General features: G+C 50.4%; 14 protein-coding genes and 1 pseudogene. 12 read left to right on the forward strand and 3 right to left on the reverse strand.

What is annotated here, in order from left to right:
* Window positions 1–162: 162 nt before the first annotated feature.
* The 9 genes from ACESLK_RS02860 to ACESLK_RS02900 all read left to right on the forward strand — a co-directional run bounded on the left by ACESLK_RS02860 (window position 163) and on the right by ACESLK_RS02900 (window position 11,353).
* Window positions 163–606 carry an ATP-binding cassette domain-containing protein gene (locus ACESLK_RS02860; RefSeq protein ID WP_372661903.1) on the forward strand — a complete coding sequence of 148 codons (444 nt, stop codon included), beginning with the start codon at window positions 163–165 and terminating at the stop codon, window positions 604–606.
* 189 nt (window positions 607–795) lie between these two features.
* Window positions 796–2,352 (forward strand): glycoside hydrolase family 43 protein, encoded by a 1,557-nt coding sequence (locus ACESLK_RS02865; protein WP_372661906.1) that lies wholly within the window; start codon window positions 796–798, stop codon window positions 2,350–2,352.
* A gap of 55 nt (window positions 2,353–2,407) precedes the next feature.
* Entirely contained in the window at window positions 2,408–3,241 is an 834-nt protein-coding gene (locus tag ACESLK_RS02870; protein ID WP_372661909.1) for a glycoside hydrolase family protein, read from the forward strand.
* A gap of 62 nt (window positions 3,242–3,303) precedes the next feature.
* Complete coding sequence (locus tag ACESLK_RS02875) at window positions 3,304–5,679, forward strand: glycoside hydrolase family 95 protein (protein WP_372661912.1); 2,376 nt, start codon at window positions 3,304–3,306, stop codon at window positions 5,677–5,679.
* 38 nt (window positions 5,680–5,717) lie between these two features.
* Window positions 5,718–6,605 (forward strand): glycoside hydrolase family 9 protein, encoded by an 888-nt coding sequence (locus ACESLK_RS02880; protein ID WP_372662155.1) that lies wholly within the window; start codon window positions 5,718–5,720, stop codon window positions 6,603–6,605.
* Window positions 6,606–6,829: 224 nt separating this feature from the next.
* Complete coding sequence (locus ACESLK_RS02885) at window positions 6,830–8,734, forward strand: glycoside hydrolase family 9 protein (RefSeq protein WP_372661915.1); 1,905 nt, start codon at window positions 6,830–6,832, stop codon at window positions 8,732–8,734.
* Window positions 8,679–9,791 carry a glycoside hydrolase family 9 protein gene (locus ACESLK_RS02890; RefSeq protein WP_372661917.1) on the forward strand — a complete coding sequence of 371 codons (1,113 nt, stop codon included), beginning with the start codon at window positions 8,679–8,681 and terminating at the stop codon, window positions 9,789–9,791. Before ACESLK_RS02885 ends, ACESLK_RS02890 begins: the two co-directional genes overlap by 56 nt.
* A 40-nt stretch (window positions 9,792–9,831) precedes the next feature.
* A complete protein-coding gene (locus ACESLK_RS02895; protein ID WP_372661920.1) occupies window positions 9,832–11,040 on the forward strand; it encodes an SGNH/GDSL hydrolase family protein in 1,209 nt (402 codons plus the stop codon).
* A 130-nt stretch (window positions 11,041–11,170) separates the two neighbouring features.
* Window positions 11,171–11,353: a hypothetical protein gene (locus ACESLK_RS02900; RefSeq protein ID WP_372661923.1), complete on the forward strand. Its 183-nt coding sequence runs from the start codon at window positions 11,171–11,173 to the stop codon at window positions 11,351–11,353.
* A gap of 1 nt (window position 11,354) precedes the next feature.
* Here ACESLK_RS02900 and ACESLK_RS02905 read toward each other — a convergent pair whose 3' ends face one another.
* The gene (locus ACESLK_RS02905) at window positions 11,355–12,851 is read right to left on the reverse strand and encodes an alpha-L-fucosidase (protein WP_372661926.1); all 1,497 of its coding nucleotides are present in this window, start codon (window positions 12,849–12,851) and stop codon (window positions 11,355–11,357) included.
* A gap of 125 nt (window positions 12,852–12,976) precedes the next feature.
* Between ACESLK_RS02905 and ACESLK_RS02910 the strand changes: the two genes are divergently transcribed.
* A complete protein-coding gene (locus ACESLK_RS02910) occupies window positions 12,977–13,819 on the forward strand; it encodes an AraC family transcriptional regulator (RefSeq protein ID WP_372661929.1) in 843 nt (280 codons plus the stop codon).
* On the opposite strand, the gene ACESLK_RS02915 is transcribed toward ACESLK_RS02910, so the two are convergent.
* Together ACESLK_RS02915 and ACESLK_RS02920 are read right to left on the reverse strand one after the other, a co-directional pair.
* A complete protein-coding gene (locus tag ACESLK_RS02915) occupies window positions 13,798–14,007 on the reverse strand; it encodes a hypothetical protein (RefSeq protein ID WP_372661932.1) in 210 nt (69 codons plus the stop codon). The two genes, ACESLK_RS02910 and ACESLK_RS02915, sit on opposite strands and share 22 nt — an antisense overlap.
* Window positions 14,008–14,064: 57 nt before the next feature.
* Window positions 14,065–14,460, reverse strand: a pseudogene (locus ACESLK_RS02920) (hypothetical protein); the annotation flags it as partial.
* 71 nt (window positions 14,461–14,531) lie between these two features.
* On the opposite strand from ACESLK_RS02920, the gene ACESLK_RS02925 reads away from it, so the two are divergent.
* Together ACESLK_RS02925 and ACESLK_RS02930 are read left to right on the forward strand one after the other, a co-directional pair.
* Window positions 14,532–14,930, forward strand: coding sequence for a type 2 periplasmic-binding domain-containing protein (locus ACESLK_RS02925; protein ID WP_372661935.1), 399 nt, complete (start codon window positions 14,532–14,534; stop codon window positions 14,928–14,930).
* A 368-nt stretch (window positions 14,931–15,298) separates the two neighbouring features.
* Window positions 15,299–17,767 (forward strand): right-handed parallel beta-helix repeat-containing protein, encoded by a 2,469-nt coding sequence (locus tag ACESLK_RS02930; RefSeq protein WP_372661938.1) that lies wholly within the window; start codon window positions 15,299–15,301, stop codon window positions 17,765–17,767.
* Window positions 17,768–17,791: the final 24 nt, after the last annotated feature.

Raw genomic sequence — 17,791 nt, forward strand, 5'->3', positions numbered from 1 at the left:
TCAAATAGCGAGTTCAAAAAGCATCGGGAACCTTTGCAGTGATATTTTGAACTGGTTCAATAACCATCAAATCGACATTTTGACAAAACGAGAACTCGAACACTCCAAAACTTGGTATTAAAATCAAAATGGGAAGCCTTTAATCGTTTTCTGGGGGATTCAATGAAATGGATCATCATGATCATGAAGGAGGGCCTTATGAGTGAAACTCTGACGAGAGATGAGACGTCCGGAGAGGCGCCGGCAGACAATGGACAGAAGCCGCCTATTATCTGCGCCAAAGGATTGAAGCGCATATTCGGAAGAGGCTCGGGGGCGGTTGCGGTTCTGAAAGGCATTGATATGGCGATCCCGCCAGGGACGCTTGTTGCGTTAAAAGGCCGTTCGGGCTCAGGCAAAACGACACTGCTCAATTTACTGGGCGCTTTGGATCGCCCTACGGAAGGCAGTGTCAGGTTTGCCGGTCGGGAGATATCGACATTGTCCGACTCGGAGCGGGATCAGATCCGCCGGACGGAAATTGGGCTTGTTTTTCAATCGATTGCTTTTAGAGGAGCTTGCCGAACTGGAACAGGGAGTCGCCGCGTCTTCGGACTCGCATGTTGAGTATGCAGTTCTGGATAAAGCCGGGCGTCTGCAAGTGCCGTCCGCCTATCTGGAAGCCATTGGCGTCAAAGACACGAACAAGGTCAAGCTGGCGTTGCTTGATGGCAAGATTATCATGGAGCCCCCGGTATAACAGGTTAATGGGGTGAGAGAATGAAGTAAAATTAATACTGGAAAGGATGAGTCTGATTGGAAGATAACTACTGCCACTTATCGAAGAATGGAGCCTGGGGAGATCAGGGGGACGGCACCTATGTCAATCCTGTCTTGCCGGGAGATTACAGCGATCCGGATGTCATTCGGGTCGGGAATGATTATTACGGCATCTCCTCCACATTGCATTGCTCTCCGGGGATGGCGGTGCTGCATTCCAAGGATCTGGTGAATTGGAGCATGATCGGACATGTTGTGAATGATTTGACAAGCATCGGCCCGGAATACAATTACGATCGTATGAACCGTTATGGCAGAGGAGTCTGGGCCGGCGCCATCCGATTCCATAAGGATAAATATTGGGTGTATTTTTTCACGCCCGATGAAGGATTGTTTATGAGCACGGCTGCCGATCCGGCGGGACCATGGGAGCCGCTTCATCAGGTTTGGGTGGTTGCCGGCTGGGACGACTGCTGTCCGTTCTGGGACGATGACGGGCAAGGCTACTTGGTTGCCACCCATTTTGCCGACAATTATAAGATCCATCTGATTAAACTAAGCGAAGACAGCAAACAGCTTCTGCATGATAGCGATACGGTTATCCATCAGTACAAAGGCAGCGAGGCCAATAAGCTCTATAAAATAAATGGGTATTACTATTTTTTTCACAGTGAGGTTCGCTTCGAGGCAGGCAGTGACGTTAGAGTTGTCATGATGTTGAGGTCGAAGCATATCTATGGGCCATACGAGGAAAAGGAAATTATCCATACGCACGGCAAGGAGGTAGACCGGGAGCCGAATCAAGGCGGACTTGTTCAGACGGTTTCCGGAGAGTGGTATTTTGTTTCTCATCAAGGACACGCAGGTATTTACGAGGGGAGAACGCTTCACTTGCTGCCCGTTACGTGGATTGACGGATGGCCGATCATCGGAATCGATACGGACGGCGACGGAATCGGAGAGATGGTATGGGGAGGCAGGAAACCCATAAACGGACATCCCGTGACGGTTCTTTCCACGAATGACGATTTTGACCAGGCGGCGCTTGAGCCGTATTGGGAATGGAATCATCAGCCGAGAGCCGACAAATGGTCGTTTACGGAACGGCCCGGCTATTTGCGTCTGTACGCATGCCAACCCATCGATAAGGACAATTTTTTTACCGTTTGCAACATCCTTTCGCAGAGATCGTACAGAACGGTTCACAATGAGGCAACCGTAAAAATAGAGATCGGCGGCATGGCGGACGGACAAGAAGCGGGGCTTTGCCATTTTGCGCAAACCTATTGCACGATTGGCGTCCATCAACGGATTGGGACAAGGGTTCTGAAGTTTAACCATTCGGGTACGATTGCATGGGGCCCGCAATTAACGGTTTCCACCCTATGGTTAAGGTCTGTGTGGAACATAGACGGAATCAACCGGTTCGAATATAGCATCGATGGGGACCATTTCACGAGCTTGGGAGACGCCTATCAGATGGGGTGGGGGAATTATAGGGGAGACCGGATCGGGTTATATAGCTATAACTGCGAGAGAGAACAGGGTTATATCGATGTAGACCATTTTAGTCATGAGGTGAAGAATAAATGAAATCGCCATTGTTTAGGGATCCAATCTATGACGGAGCGGCAGATCCCGTAATCATATGGAATCGTCAGACCAAGGAATGGTGGATGATCTATACGAACCGCCGTGCAACGCAGAAAGGCCGAAATTCGGATGGGTGCATGGCACCGATCTCGGTGTTGCTTCTTCATCGGATGGCGGATCAACTTGGGTTTACCGGGGAACCTTGGAAGGTCTCGAAACAGAATGGGGCAGAAATACGTTCTGGGCGCCTGAAATCATTTGGCATGATGGGCTGTACCATATGTATGTCACATACGTCCACGGCGTACCGGAAGATTGGACGGGCAAGGCTAGTATCAGGCATTATACAAGCCCCGACCTTATTCGTTGGGAGTTCCAGTCCACGCTTGGAATTAGTGAGGAGAACGTGATCGATGCCTGTGTGTACCGGCTGCCGAACGGCACGTTTCGGATGTGGTTTAAGCAGTGGAATCATACCTACGCTGCCGAGAGCAAGGATCTGTATGATTGGCAGCCGATTGGTCCGGTGATAACCGATAGAAACCACGAAGGACCGAATGTGTTTCACTTAAAAGGATATTATTGGCTTATCATAGACGAATGGAGAGGACAAGGTGTTTTCCGTTCCGATGATCTTGAGACATGGGAACGAAACGGCCTCATTCTCGACCAACCTGGCAAGCGTGAGGATGACGGGATGATCGGCCTTCACGCAGATGTGGTCGTCCAGGGAGAAGAGGGGTATATCTTCTATTTCACTCATCCTGGCCGAGTGAATAGGCATAACGAAGATTCTAACTATGAAACGCGTCGCTCGTCCATTCAGGTTGCCAAGCTGGAAGTGGTGGACGGTGTGCTGATCTGTGACCGCGACAAGGAGTTGAGTTAAATCTTAGAACGGAAGATTGATAGAAGTGCATTCATAGTAAAATGGGAGGACATGAAATCCATATGCATATTCAGTTTCATTCCCCGGCCGTTTATTGGACGGAAGCGCTTCCTGTCGGCAACGGCAGACTCGGCGCGATGGTGTTCGGCGGTGTCGAGAAAGAACGCATCGCGTTTAATGAAGATACCCTATGGTCAGGCTACCCCAGGGATTGGAACAATTCGGGAGCGAAGGAGACGCTGCCGAAAGTGCGAGAGCTTATCGAACAAGAAAACTACGAGGAAGCGGATCGGCTCTGCAAGGAGATGATGGGGCCGTATACGCAATCCTATCTGCCTTTCGGCGATTTGCATATCGCGATGGACCACGGTCAAGTAAGCCGTCGAGAGTATAGACGAGCGCTCGATCTTCCAACCGGCCTCGCAACCGTCGCCTATAACATCGGTGAAGTTCAGTACACCCGCGAAATATTCGCGTCGCATCCCGATCAGGCGATTGTCGTGCGATTAACGGCGAGCAAGGAGGGCTTCATTAGCTTCCGGGCCAAGCTGGACAGTCCCCTCCGATACGCATCGAAAGCGGATGGCGATCACTTTACGATAACCGGCAATGCGCCGGAGCACGTTGAGCCCAATTACCGCGATGCGGAATATCCTGTGCATTATGGCGATCCGGCAGCATCCAAGGGCTTGAAATTCCATGGACGCCTGGCGGTCGCGCATGAAGGCGGAACGGCGTGGGCCGATGCGGACGGCTTGCACGTCATGGGAGCGACGGTTGCGACATTGTACTTCAGCGCGGCTACCAGCTTTGACCCGAGCCTTGGCAAAAGCAGCCCCGATCGCGATCCGGAACAATCGACCGCCGAGGCGATTCGTTCCCTATGCGAGAAGGAATATACGGATGTTCGAAATCGTCATCTGGACGATCATGGCAAGCTGTTCGGCAGGGTTGCCCTGCATCTGGGAGAAAGCAAAGCTCCCGCAGATATGCCCACGGATCGGCGCATAGCCGAATACGGCATCAGCGATCCAGGTCTTGTGGAGCTATTGTTCCATTATGGACGCTACTTGTTAATTGCCAGCTCGCGCCCGGGAACCAGTCCGGCCAATCTTCAAGGCATATGGAACGAAGACACGAGGGCGCCATGGAGCAGCAATTATACGCTAAATATTAACGCGGAAATGAATTATTGGCCTGCGGAAACTTGCAATATGGCGGAGCTACACGAGCCGCTGATCGATTTCATCGGCAGACTGGCCGTTAACGGCAAGAAGACGGCGGAAACGAACTATGGCGCAAAGGGATGGGTTGCGCACCATAATTCGGATTTGTGGGGGCAAACGGCCCCGGTGGGCAATTTCGGGGATGGAGACCCTGTTTGGGCGTTCTGGCCGATGGGCGGCGTATGGTTGACTCAGCATCTGTGGGAGCATTACGCGTTCAGCGGGGACGAAGCCTATTTGCGGGATACGGCATACCCGATCATGAAGGAAGCGGCGCTCTTCTGCTTAGATTGGCTCATTGAAGATCAAGATGGGTATTGGATGACTTCGCCTTCGACCTCTCCCGAGCATAAATTCCGGGTTGGCGATAAGCATAGAGCCGTAAGCGCGGCGACGACCATGGATCTCTCACTGATCGGCGAATTATTCGACAACTGCATCAAGGCGGCGGAATGGCTGAAGGTCGATGAAGATTTTGTTATGACGTTGGCAGAGAGGAAGCAAAGGCTGCTGCCTCTCCAAATCGGCAAGCAAGGTCAATTGCAAGAATGGTCCGAGGATTTCGAAGATGAGGATATTCATCATCGTCACGTCTCCCATCTTGTCGGGGTTTATCCGGGACAGCTCATTACTGAGCAGACTGCTCCCGAGCTGTTCCAAGCGGCGAAAAAATCGCTTGAAATTAGAGGAGACGGGGGGACGGGATGGAGCCTTGGCTGGAAAATAGGCTTATGGGCAAGATTCAAGGATGGCAACCGGGCTGAGCGGTTAATCTCGAATTTGCTGACGCTCATAGAGGGAGACGCACCGCTTCATCATGGCCGAGGCGGCGTATACGCCAATCTGTTCGACGCTCATCCTCCTTTCCAAATTGACGGAAACTTTGCCGCCACAGCGGGAATCGCAGAGATGCTCCTGCAATCGCATCAAGGATACTTGGAATTCCTGCCGGCGTTGCCCGATGCATGGAAAGACGGGTATGTCAAAGGGTTACGGGGCCGAGGAGGTTATGAGGTCGATTTGGAGTGGAGCAACGGCGCGTTGTCAAAGGCGGAAATCGAAGTTTCTATCACGCAGACATGCCAAATTCTTCCCAAGCGGAAGGTCAGGATTACGCAGGATGGCGAAGAGGTTCAATACGCTCAAGAGGCGAACGGATGTATCGGGTTCCATATAGAAAGCGGAAAGCGTTACGTCTTATTGACCGTTTGAGCAGACTTTAACGCATTTATGGAAGGGGATAAGCATGAATTTTTTACTTCCGGGAATGGGAAGTAGCCGCCAGCAATCTGAATTATCTGCTTGGGATAAACCCGCTGCAGATGAGCTATATTCCCGGGCACGGAGAGCGCCGTGTGACAAGAACCATCCATGAAGTTTACAATGGCGACTATCTCTTGGAGATGCCGAACGGTTACATGCCTGGCGGTCCGAATAACTTCCCAAGACAAATCTATAACTTCAACGCCAAGGCCTACAACGGTTCCTCTATCGACTGGGAAACCAATGAGCAAGCCTTGAATTACAACTCGCCCCTGACCTTCTTGGTTGCGTTGTTGTCCGAATCGAATTCGGCTCCAGATGTCTTGATCACCTCGTATGAGGATGGCCAGGCGATCAATCTGAACGGTCCGCAGCTTGACTGGACGTACCTAGACGCCGACGATGCGGATGTACAAGCCGCCTATCAGGTTCAAGCCTCCAGCAACGGTTGGGAGACGGTTGATGTGGACAGCGGTGAACTGGCTGGCGCATCCAGTTCATACACATTGGACGGATTGGCGGACGGAGATTGGTCGATCAGGGTTCGATTGAAGGACAATCGGGGCGCCTGGTCAGAGTGGACGTACAGAAGCTTGATCATTGATACGATTGCTCCTACCCTGAATGTTGTCCTGGATAAGGAAACATTGTGGCCGGCCAACAACCGTCTGGTCAAGGTAACGGCAACCGTTGAAACCGGGGAAGAGCTGTCTCAGGTGAAATTGCTGTCTATTACGCCGAGCGTAGCCGTTGACAGCTATGAATCTATGGTACAAGAAGCCGATTTCGGCACATTCGATACGGATGGAGCAGGGAATGTTACGGAAGCATCTGTCACCGTTACGGTTCCTCATGATCAGTCAAGAAATAAATAAGCTTCTTCAGGAACTTGATACCTCCGACCGGTATGGTTCGGAGGTATTTCAGGGCTTTAAAATCAAGGTTAATTATCTAGTAGTGTAATATAATCGATGATGTAATATAGCATCATATAAATATATGAGTTTTTATGAAGCAAAGACTTTAAAAAAAGGAGACTATCAAGATAAAAACAAAGAAAAAGTCGCTTCGCATCATCAAACAAATCATTTCCTTATGTATGTCCGTTTCACTTCTGCTGATGTGCGCGCTTCCCGCCTCAGCTGTTGACGGCGACCCTTATCTGCCTCCCGGAGGAGCGGACTGGAACAAGCTGAAGGAGCTCGTGATCAATAATTTTGCATATGGCTCTGGCAACGTGATAACCGATGAAACCTATCTGGGCAAGGCAGCGAAGAAGATCGCAAACAACAACTCCTGGGGGGCCAATTATACTACGAACGGCTGGCAAACCTTGGATTTAAGCCCGTACGTGAATGGCACATTGGAGTTCGATGCGGTCGGAGCAGTCGGCGGCGAAACCTTCTCCGTGGGCTTCATGGACGTCGTCACAGAAAGGCAGGTCAACGGCGTGTTTTACACGGATAATGACCAGCATCCGCATCAAACCTCCGAGGACTCCTTGATTTCCCTTCCGCAGAGTCTTACGACCGAATGGAAGCATTATTCCATTCCATTGAAGAATATCTTTGACGCTAATAGCATCTTCCGTAGTTCCAGTGTGCAATTGCTGAAATTCAAAGGAGATAGCTTCCCGACGACGCTTTGGCTCAGCAACATCGCCATCAAATCGCCGGATAAGGCGGCAAGTTATGCCCCGATCAAGGTCAATCAGGTCGGTTATATTCTTAACGGCGAGAAATATGCGTTGGTGAGCGGCTATTACAACGAGCTGGCCGCATTGCCGGGCACTCCTTTTCAGGTGAGAAAGGCATCGGATATGAGCGTCGCTTACTCCGGCGCGTTGTCCTTGGTCACAGCGTATGATGAATCCTCCGGTGAGAAGGTACTGAAGGCTGACTTCTCCAGCTATAATGAACCAGGCGAATATGTGCTGACTGTGGATGGGGTCTCGGGACCTTCCGTTGCATTCCGGATCGGCGACGGCAGCATCTACAGCACTCTATTGAAAGATGTGCAGAAGTTCTTCTACTTCCAGCGCGCCAATGAGGATTTGTTAGCGGAACACGCAGGGATCTTCGTCAGGACCGGCGAGCACAAGGAAGATTACAACCTTCCGTTCCAGTCCAATCCGACGATCATGAAGGATGTTGGTGGCGGATGGTGGGATGCCGGTGACTTGGGCAAATATGTCACAGTGGGAGCGACAGCCATCTCCGATCTCCTCTGGGCGTACGAGAGCTTTCCGAGCCAATTCCAGGACCATTCGCTGAATATCCCGGAAAGCGGAAACGGCATCCCGGATCTGCTGGACGAGATCAAGGTTGAAACGGATTTTATTCTCAAAATGCAGGATGAGGCCACAGGAGGCTTCTATGGTTTCGTCATTCGGGATAATGAGCCGAATCGCTTTATCATGGATGGAACGGCAAGCAACAGACTCATACCGACGTTCCACACCGGCGCTGCAGTCGGGGCTCTGGCTCATGCGTATATCGTCATGAAGGATGTTCCGGGGTTGACGTCTTATGCCGAGACATTGAAGGCCGCCGCTCTCCGCGGATGGAACTATCTGGAGCAGCATCCGGAATTCATCTCGCAGCCGGATGGTCCGTACAACTCTAGCAGCGATGTGAACGATCGCTTCTATGCGGCAGCGACGCTGTACCGGGCAACCGGAGAACAAGTTTATAACAATTACGTCGTCGCCAATTACTTGAATTTCACTTCTGCATTCGAGGAAGAAACGTTCTCGCACAATATCGGCTCCTTGCACAATATCGGATTCTACCATTACATGATGGGCGGGCAGCCGAACACCGCAGTCAAGACTTGGTTCACCGATAAATTCATCCAATGGCGTAACTTGATCATCAACGCCAATTTGAATAAGGCTGTGTGGCGGAATGCCACTTTAAATGATTTCTATTGGGGAGCGAACTCCAATAATGCCGGCGTTCCGGTCGGCCTCGCGATCGGAACGCCGCATTCTCGGCCTGGATAATGAAGATGTCCTGAAGGTTGCCGCCGGCAATCTGAACTATCTGCTGGGGATTAACCCGCTTGAGATAAGCTATATTACCGGTCACGGGGAGCGCCGAGTGACTAGAACCATCCATGAAATTTACAATAAAGACGATCTCCTGGAGATGCCGAGCGGTTACATGCCTGGCGGCCCGAATAACAACGGACGCTATACCTTCAGCGCCAAGGCTTACAACGGTTCCTCCATCGACTGGGAAACCAACGAGCAAGCCTTGAATTACAACTCGCCCCTGACCTTCTTGGTTGCGATGTTGTCCCAATCGAATGAAGCCACCATTCAACTTGAAGCCGAACAAGCCGGGCTGTCAGGCGGGGTCCAGGTTAATACCAATCATCCAGGATACACGGGCAGCGGCTTTCTGGATGGATTCTGGAATTTTGGAGGAACAGCGACCTTTACCATTAACGTTCCGGTTTCAGGGAAATACAATGTAACCGCACGTTACGGCAATGCAGCTTCTAATCCGGCTACAGTGAGTCTTATTGTAAATGGAACGAAAATCAAGCAGACAAGCTTGCCTTTGCTTGCGAACTGGGATACATGGGGCAATCAAACGGAAACGGTGACATTAAATGCCGGCGTCAATACGCTCGCTTACAAATATGACAATGGCGATACGGGAATCATTAACCTTGACCATATTCGGGTTTCTCCTGCGCCAATCGAAGCGGAAACTGCGACCAGGCTGGGATTCGCTTCTGTCTACAATGACTCCTCAGCGTCAGGCGGTCAAGCGGTTGAGTATCTTCATGTGAGCGGCAATGGCATTCAGTTCAACAATGTTCCTGCTGCAACCAGCCTTACTGTGAGCTATGCTTCCATTAACTCGGGTACGTATAGTATGTACGTGAATGGGGTCAAGACACAGACCATCAACTTCACTGGGAATGGCCAATGGAATGGTGCCTACACTAGCGTGACCGTGCCGGTCAATATCCCTGCAGGCGCGACATTGAAGTTCCAATGTGATGCCGGAGATTCGGGCTGGAATGTAGACTATATTATATTGCAGTAATTCGGGAACGTATAGTATGTACGTGAATGGGGTTAAGACAATGACAATCAACTTCACCGGGAATGGCACTTGGAATGGTGCTTACACTAGCGTGACCGTGCCGGTCAATATCCCTGCAGGCGCGACATTGAAGCTCCAATATGATGCCGGAGATTCCGGCTGGAATGTAGACTATATTATATTGGCGCAGGGTGATCAATTATTTAGAGCAGAGGAGAACTTCGTAAAGCCGATCGGCAGGACCGTTTTCTATAATGACACGCTTTGGTTGGCGTTGTCCGGCAGCGGGGCGGAGTTCAAGTTTAGAGGCACGAAGGCGCAAATTACAATGAAAGGCGACCAGGTTGCGTTAGGGCAGACCGATTATGCAAGGATCGGCATTTATGCCAACGGAGTACGAGTCGTAGACGATTTATTAAAAAAGTCTCAGAAGACTTACACCGTATTTGAAAGTGCTACACAACAGGATGTCGTCATTAAGGTCGTCAAGCTGTCGGAGGCGATCAGATCTACCGCAGGAATTCAGGAGATTCGCGTTAATTCTGTGGATGGAATTCACCCGACGCAGGGTTCGGCTCGGAAGATCGAGATCATCGGCGATTCGATCACGGCCGGCTACGGGGTTGATGATGTGAAGGAGAACGGATTTTTCACTGCGACAGAAGATGTGACCAAAACCTATGCCTATAAAACGGCAACAGCGCTCCAGGCCGACCACAGCATAGTTGCTTACAGCGGTCATGGCATCGTCTCTGGCTATACCGGTGATGGTGTGAAGAACACCGGGCTGCTGGTTCCGAATAATTATGACATCATTGCCAGAACTGCCGGCCGTATTGACGGAAATGTGGATATCCACAACGCACCATGGGACTTTAACAAATTTGTACCTGATCTGATTGTTATAAATCTTGGGACGAACGACTATTCGTATACGAATGATGATCCGGTGAAGCAGGCTGAGTACAGAGATGCCTATGTCCAATTTCTGAAGCAGGTTCGATCGCGTAACGCGAATGCGCATTTGATGTGCACCCTGGGCATAATGGGGGATGCTCTTTATCCGATGGTGCAGCAAGCAGTCGCAGCGTATACGAATGAAACCGGCGATACCAATATTTCGTCTATGAAGTTTGACGTTCAATTGTGGGATGACGGCTTCGGCGCAGATTGGCATCCGTCGGATGCAACCCATACCAAAGCTGCAAACAAGCTGATTGCTAATATTAAAGCGGTGATGAATTGGTAGGTTCGGCAGTTTTGCAGTTGGTGTTATGGAATAGATGAGAGAGAATGGCATTCAATGAACGGGATTACACAAGGTAAGTACATCTGCATACTTATTATCATGGTCTTGGTAATCGGGAATTTTTACACAGATGTCTGCATCCATGCAGAACCGATCGAGGGAAGCCCGCAACAGTACGTCGAATTGGTCAGCGGGCATTGCATTGCTTTTTATTGCAGGCGGCAGATTTTACAAGAAGCTTAGAAAAGGCTTGAACGTCGACAAAGCCGGCTGCGTGGATAACGTTAGCCGGCTTTGCTTTTATTTTCTCTAGTTTAAGGCTTAAGTTCGATTGCTAGACAGTTAACGTAAGGCGTCGGACGCCTGTCCGGCAGCGAAACGATTAGTGCCCCATACGGTTGTTCGAACGGAACTTCACCCACACCAAGCAGTCGGACAGACTGCACTTGGTCTGCCGGAGTCAACGTACGGATGACAGCCCGGTGATCTTCCGGCCACCGCATCTGGAAGGCGTACAGTGTATTTCCCTTTTGGGTGAAACGGAAATCGCCTGAGTTCCATTCCACCCTGTCTTCCTTGAAATGATCAATGACGACGCGGGAATGGCCTTCGCCCGATACTCGGAACGGCCGGGTGCTATACACGCCTTCCCCGCATACCTGGATCCATTGGGCCATCTCTTGCAGAACATGCGTGCACTCGTCATCGATCGTGCCGTCCGGCTTCTGCGGAATATTGAGGAGCAGGTTGCCGTTCTTGGCAACGATGTCGACGAACAATTCGATGACGTGTCCCGGTTTCTTGTATTCGGTTTTCACATTGTAGAACCAATCCCCGACACAAGTATCGGTCTGCCACGGGTCAGGCCTGATGTCCGGCGACTGGCTGCGTTCAATGTCGAGGATCCCGATGCGGTAAACGTCCTGCCTGCGGTCTTTCTGGTTATAAACCGCGCGATTCACCCCGCCGTTGGCCGCTGCGTTCGTATTGTACAAGTGTGCGACCGTATTCAGCCCGGCTGCGAACAACGGGTCATCCAAGGCGGCGGCCTTATTATCCCATGCGCTGGCGAACGGGAGCCCGCCGTCGGAATACAGCAGATCCGGCTGGTATAGATCGATGACTTCCTTGACGACGTCGAACCAGCGCTGATGCCACCAAGGATTGGTTGTATACCAGGGTGTTGGTTCGGACGACAGATTGTCCGGATCATAATGCTCGCGGTTCGGCAAATAAAAATCTTCGTACTCAGGGTCGTTTCCGTCATAAGGGATGCCCGCGTAAGGGCCTTCCTTATCTTGTCCCTTATTGAATTTATACCAGCTGAACGTCGCTCCCAGATGCTCGGTCAGACCGAAAGGCAGTCCCCGGCGGGAAGCGGCGGCTTTCCACAGGGCTACGATATCTTTCTTCGGTCCCATGTTAACCGAATTAAAGCGGTGGATTTTCGAATCGTAGTTGAAGAAGTTGTCGTGGTGCATCGCCTGCGCAACGAAATACTTGGCGCCGGCAGCCACGTACAAGTCCATCAGCGATTCCGGATCGAATTTCTCCGCTTTCCACAGCTTCGCGATATCTTTAAAGCCGAATTTCGACGGATGCCCGTAATGGCGAATATGGTACCGGTATTGGTCGGAACCTTCGTAATACATGTTCCGGGCGTACCAGTCCCCGTACATCGGCACCGATTGCGGGCCCCAGTGCGACCATATGCCTAACTTTGCGTCACGGAACCATTCCGGGCACTCGAATGTCCTGAGCGATTCAAATGTGGGTTCGAAAGGACCATTGGCGATTTGCGCCTTAACCATGCGTACCAAGCCTCCTATTTATTTGCTACAGCCTTATCCTAGCAATACCGTGGTATACTCTTGAATATAGAATCCTAACTTCCTTATGTATAAAACTATCTATCTTTCATATAAGGTGACAGACCATGAACAAAGCTCAACAACAGCTGATCCGGCTTTATCTCGATAATCTTCAGGTCCGCGTAACCGAAATGGGATATAAACAGGTTTTGACCGACTGGCGAGATCTCGATTACACACCGGACTATAACAAATTTTATTTGATTTGCGATGGCGAAGGCTGGCTGAAAATCGGTGACAAAGAATATGCTCCTAAACCGGGACAGTGGTTCTTGATGCCGCAAGGAGTGAAGCAATCGTACTCTTATACGTCCGGCCCGAGGTTTACGAAATATTGGTGCCATTTTACGGCAAAGGTCGGGGAAAACAACCTTTTCAATCTGCTGAATCTTCCTGTATTTCTTGACTCGGGGGGCGACGGAGAACCGCAGCGGCTGTTCCGGGAGCTGCTTTCCTGCGAAGCCGGTACGACCATGACCGCCCCCTTGCTGATAAAAGCCGCCATGATGAAGCTGATCGCGTATTATGTTGAGCATGCAGCAGCTAGCGAGGCCGGCGTCGAACCCGCAGCAGCGTCCATGCCGCTTCAAGCGGTCATCGAGTACATCCATCTGAACTACGATCGAAACTTAACGATCGACGAGCTGGCGGAATGCGCCCATCTACATCCCAATTATTTTATCCGTGTGTTCAAAAGGCATTTCGGCACAGCCCCGATCCAATACGTGAACAGAAAAAGGATAGAAGAAGCGAAGTGGTTATTGACCTCCACGAACCTCCTGCTAGCGGAAATCGGCGCCAAAGTTGGCATTCCCGACGTTTCCTACCTGTCCAAGCTCTTCAAATCCTCGACAGGCTTATCTCCGACGGCGTATCGCTTGACTCATCATCCGAACAACGCACCTTGAGGTTTTACCTCTCGGTACCAGGACGAGTTCGCGATATCGAATACTCGATCGACTCCGGCGATGGCATGGTTACGTATCGCCTGATTCACTTGCCTCCAGGCAAGCTCCTGCGAGCCTGAGAAATTGAACGTGGGTACGGTACAAAGAGTCACCGACATACCGATACGGCTGCCTTTAAACTTGTCCACGATGGTTTGCAAATCCTCCAGAACCGTCCTGAAACAGAATCGTTTGCAGTCCTGGATTCATGACCGATTTTCCTTTCGTTGTTGGATAAGATTCATTACTTGATCCGGCAGCAAAGGAGTCCTGCCCAGCGCACGGGGCGCAAGGCAGGACTCCTTTTTCCCCGAATTGATCGATTCTTGCTCTACGATGCCGCTGCCCGTGATGCTCGTGCCGTTCTTCGTAATCGTGTACTCGATGATGGCGCCGCTCCAGAAGTGGAACTTCAGAATGACCGTTCCGTCGTTCACTTCATTGAAGAAGCCCTGTGTAAGAGAGATTTCATTGGCAGCATAAGTTGGTTTGAATGTCCGGGAGAACTCCTTGAACGAAGTCCAGTTATGCGGACCGGCGTTGCCTCCTGCAGCGTACATGGCCTCCATCGTGGCCAGGCGGTCGCCGTTGAAGGCAGTCGGATGATCAGTCAGGCAAATGGAAGGTAGCAGGGCTTCCGTTCGGCAAGGTTTACGGCGGGGCGGGATCGACAATGGTCATTCCTTCGCAAGGCAAGAACAAGCTGCTGGCCTGGAAATTTATCGAATGGGCGCTGGCGACCAAGGAAGGCAACGAAGTATGGATCAATCACGGAGGAATCCCCGGTTATATCCCGGCTTTCGAACTGGACAGCTTCAAGAACGGAACGTACAAGGCTACCGGGGATCAGAAGGTCAACGAACTGTCAGCCAAGTTGATCCCGCAGGTCCAAGACAACTGGTTCGATATTCAGTTGAACGACGCTGCGAAAACAATCTGGGACGATTCGATCGGTAAGGCCATCGAGAAGAATTCGGATTCGAAGGCGGCACTGCAACAAATCCAGGACGACATCATGAAGGCGGTTAAACCGGATCTGGACAGGTTGAAATCCCAATTGGGCATCCAGTAATGCCGACGGGTTGAACGAAGGAAGCGCCTGCGAGGGCGCTTCCTTCGTTTCATTCTGCACTTCAGCAGGATCAAGGAAACGATTCATGAGAGTTAATTAGGCAAACAATCGTTAAAAAAGTAAAGAAATGCGAACAGAATTGAAAACGCTTTCAGTATATTCTTGAATCTAGGGGCACTTCAAGGTTAAGCTAAGAAGCTGCTCTAAATTTTTAATAATTGCTCTTTTCATTGTGTTGTTCTCCTGTCTCCTGATTGCCTCAGTACAGTTATGAGGCGAAGAACGGCAAGAAAGGGAGGTGATATATATAAGTTGAGATGAAGCATCGCACAGCGCAGTAAAAGTATGAAAATGTGGAGGTAAACGTGATGAAAATGTTTAAGGTATTCAAAGCTCAATTTATTGTAGCAGCATTTCTTGTATTCAACCTGTGTGTCTTCTACACACCTGCCGCGGTATATGCAGCAGGAACGACTTATTATGTAAGTCCAAGCGGCAATGATAGCAATGCCGGTACGAGCTCAAGTTCTCCGTGGCAGACGATCGGCAAGGTGAACAGTATTAATTTTGCCCCTGGCGATACAATCCTTTTCCAGGGGGGGTCAGTCTTCAATGGCCACTTGCAGTTCGACAGCAACGATGGGGGCAATAGCACGACGAGAGTGACCGTTGACTCCTATGGCGGCGGCAGGGCCACCATTAATGGCGGAACCGGGTCGGCGATCACATTGAATGGGTCTACAGGGATCGACGTTAAAAATATCAATGTGATCGGCAACGGGAGAAAAACAGGGAATTTGGGCGGCAAAGGTATAGACTTCACATCCTGCCACTATTGCAGTGTTACGAACATGGAAGCCAGCGGCTTTCAGTATGCCGGCGTAAGGGTTATAACATCCGATCACATCGATATCACTTATGTAAATGCGCATGATAATGGAAGAGCCGGCATCTTAGCGGATCAGAGCACGTGGACCGCAATGAGCGATCACATTTATGTAGGAAACAGCGTAGCCAATAATAATCCCGGAGACCCTGCGTATCCTTCAAATGAATCGGGCGACGGAATCGAATTGTTATACAACACGAACAGCACCATCGAATACAGTTCAGCTTCTTATAACGGATGGGACCAGCCGACCGGGCACCACAACGGACCGGAAGGCATCTTCTTCTGGTCTGCAAACAATTGTTTAATCCAAAATTCCTTGGCCTTTAAAAACTCGTCCAACACTGGAGCAGACGGCGGCGGCTTTGACATCGACGGCAACAACTGCACGCAGCAATATACCTATTCATACGCCAACACCGGGCCAGCTTTCACTTCCTATAATCCAACTGACGGAGGATCAGGCAATATTGTATATAGGTATAATATTAGTGAGCTAGATAACCGTGGGGATCATGCCTTGTGGATTGCAGCAGCTAGCAGACCTACGAATGGGAAATTTAACTTAGAGGTGTATAACAACACTTTTTATGAATCGGGTAACGTTATTGCCTCAAAAGATTGGGGTTTAGAGTGGGGCGGCGCAGCAACGGACATGTCGGGCGTACACTACCATAACAATATTTTCTATACGACAGGCACGAACATATTAAATCCCGATCCTACCTACTCCGCCGGCACATTCACAGGAAATATCTGGTGGCAGACCAACGGCGGCTTCAATGGAATGGGTTATACAAGCTTCTCGGCATGGGTAAATGGCACCGGACAGGAAAAGATCAATAACGTCCTCGTAGGCAAGAACGCAGATCCTATGCTCGTTAATCCAGGCAACGGTGAAAAAATCATCAATCACAATTATCTCACTGCCGTTACGGCCTATAAACTGAAGACCGGTTCCCCAGCGCTCTCCGCAGGGCTTAACCTTGCATCTTTGGAAGGCTTGAACATCGGTTCCCGTGACTATTATGGGAATGCATTAGGAAGCACGCATAACATGGGTGCTTACGAAGGACCAGGCATTGATCCCGCAATCTTCTCAAAAGTTGAGGATACGGTAACTGGCACAGGCAACAACCAGTTCCAGTATTCGGGCAGTTGGTCAACAGGCTCATCGGGGGATCATTACTCTTCGAATGCAAACGATTATTTCCAAATTTCGTTCAACGGTACAGGGATCAAATGGGTGGGTTCTGCCGACACGAACCAAGGTCAGGCTGCCGTTTCGATCGACAATGGACCGGAGACAATCGTAGACACTTATCTGAGCAACCGTCATACCGGTGTTACACTGTATGATAGCGGCGTCCTGTCTAATGGACAGCATACGATGAAAGTACGCGTAACGGGAACGAAATTCAGTGCAAGCAGCAATTATTATGTATCCGTGGATCTGGTTGATATCACCGGTGGAGGCAGCACCAATCTGGCAGTAAATCCGGGATTTGAAGCGGATGGGGCTGGTACGCAGACACCAACGGGATGGACGGAATGGAGCGGTACCGGCACGACCAACGCTTCATATACCGAAAGTAACGGAGGGTCCCATAGCGGTACCTATCATCTGACGCACTACAATGGTCAGACGGGAAGCTGGAATGTTTACACCTACCGCACGTTTACTGGACTGACCAACGGCACTTATACCTTGAAAGCTTGGGCAAGACGCAGCGGAAACGGGTTCACTGCCAGTCAATTGGAGGCCAAAGACTTTGGCGGAAGCACACTGTCTGCAGCGATTCCTGACTCGTCAAGCTACCAAGAGTTGACCGTATCCAATATTAATGTAACGAACGGACAATGCACGATTGGCTTCTGGACGCAAGTCGATAATGGCTCCAATTATCCGTATGTTTATATGGATGATGTATCCTTCACAAAGAATTAAGCAATGACCCGATTTCAGTCAAAC

The organism is Cohnella sp. (assembly GCF_041640265.1).
Lineage (GTDB): Bacteria > Bacillota > Bacilli > Paenibacillales > Paenibacillaceae > Cohnella.

Excerpts from the sequence above, each read along its gene's own strand:
- ACESLK_RS02875 (WP_372661912.1), top strand. The coding sequence starts at position 3,304 with ATGCATATTCAGTTTCATTCCCCGGCCGTTTATTGGACGGAAGCGCTT.
- ACESLK_RS02910 (WP_372661929.1), top strand. The coding sequence starts at position 12,977 with ATGAACAAAGCTCAACAACAGCTGATCCGGCTTTATCTCGATAATCTT.
- ACESLK_RS02860 (WP_372661903.1), top strand. The coding sequence starts at position 163 with ATGAAATGGATCATCATGATCATGAAGGAGGGCCTTATGAGTGAAACT.
- ACESLK_RS02890 (WP_372661917.1), top strand. The coding sequence starts at position 8,679 with ATGCCGGCGTTCCGGTCGGCCTCGCGATCGGAACGCCGCATTCTCGGC.
- ACESLK_RS02900 (WP_372661923.1), top strand. The coding sequence starts at position 11,171 with ATGTCTGCATCCATGCAGAACCGATCGAGGGAAGCCCGCAACAGTACG.
- ACESLK_RS02925 (WP_372661935.1), top strand. The coding sequence starts at position 14,532 with ATGGTCATTCCTTCGCAAGGCAAGAACAAGCTGCTGGCCTGGAAATTT.
- ACESLK_RS02870 (WP_372661909.1), top strand. The coding sequence starts at position 2,408 with ATGGAATCGTCAGACCAAGGAATGGTGGATGATCTATACGAACCGCCG.
- ACESLK_RS02885 (WP_372661915.1), top strand. The coding sequence starts at position 6,830 with ATGTCCGTTTCACTTCTGCTGATGTGCGCGCTTCCCGCCTCAGCTGTT.
- ACESLK_RS02895 (WP_372661920.1), top strand. The coding sequence starts at position 9,832 with ATGACAATCAACTTCACCGGGAATGGCACTTGGAATGGTGCTTACACT.
- ACESLK_RS02930 (WP_372661938.1), top strand. The coding sequence starts at position 15,299 with ATGAAAATGTTTAAGGTATTCAAAGCTCAATTTATTGTAGCAGCATTT.
- ACESLK_RS02905 (WP_372661926.1), bottom strand. The coding sequence starts at position 12,851 with ATGGTTAAGGCGCAAATCGCCAATGGTCCTTTCGAACCCACATTTGAA.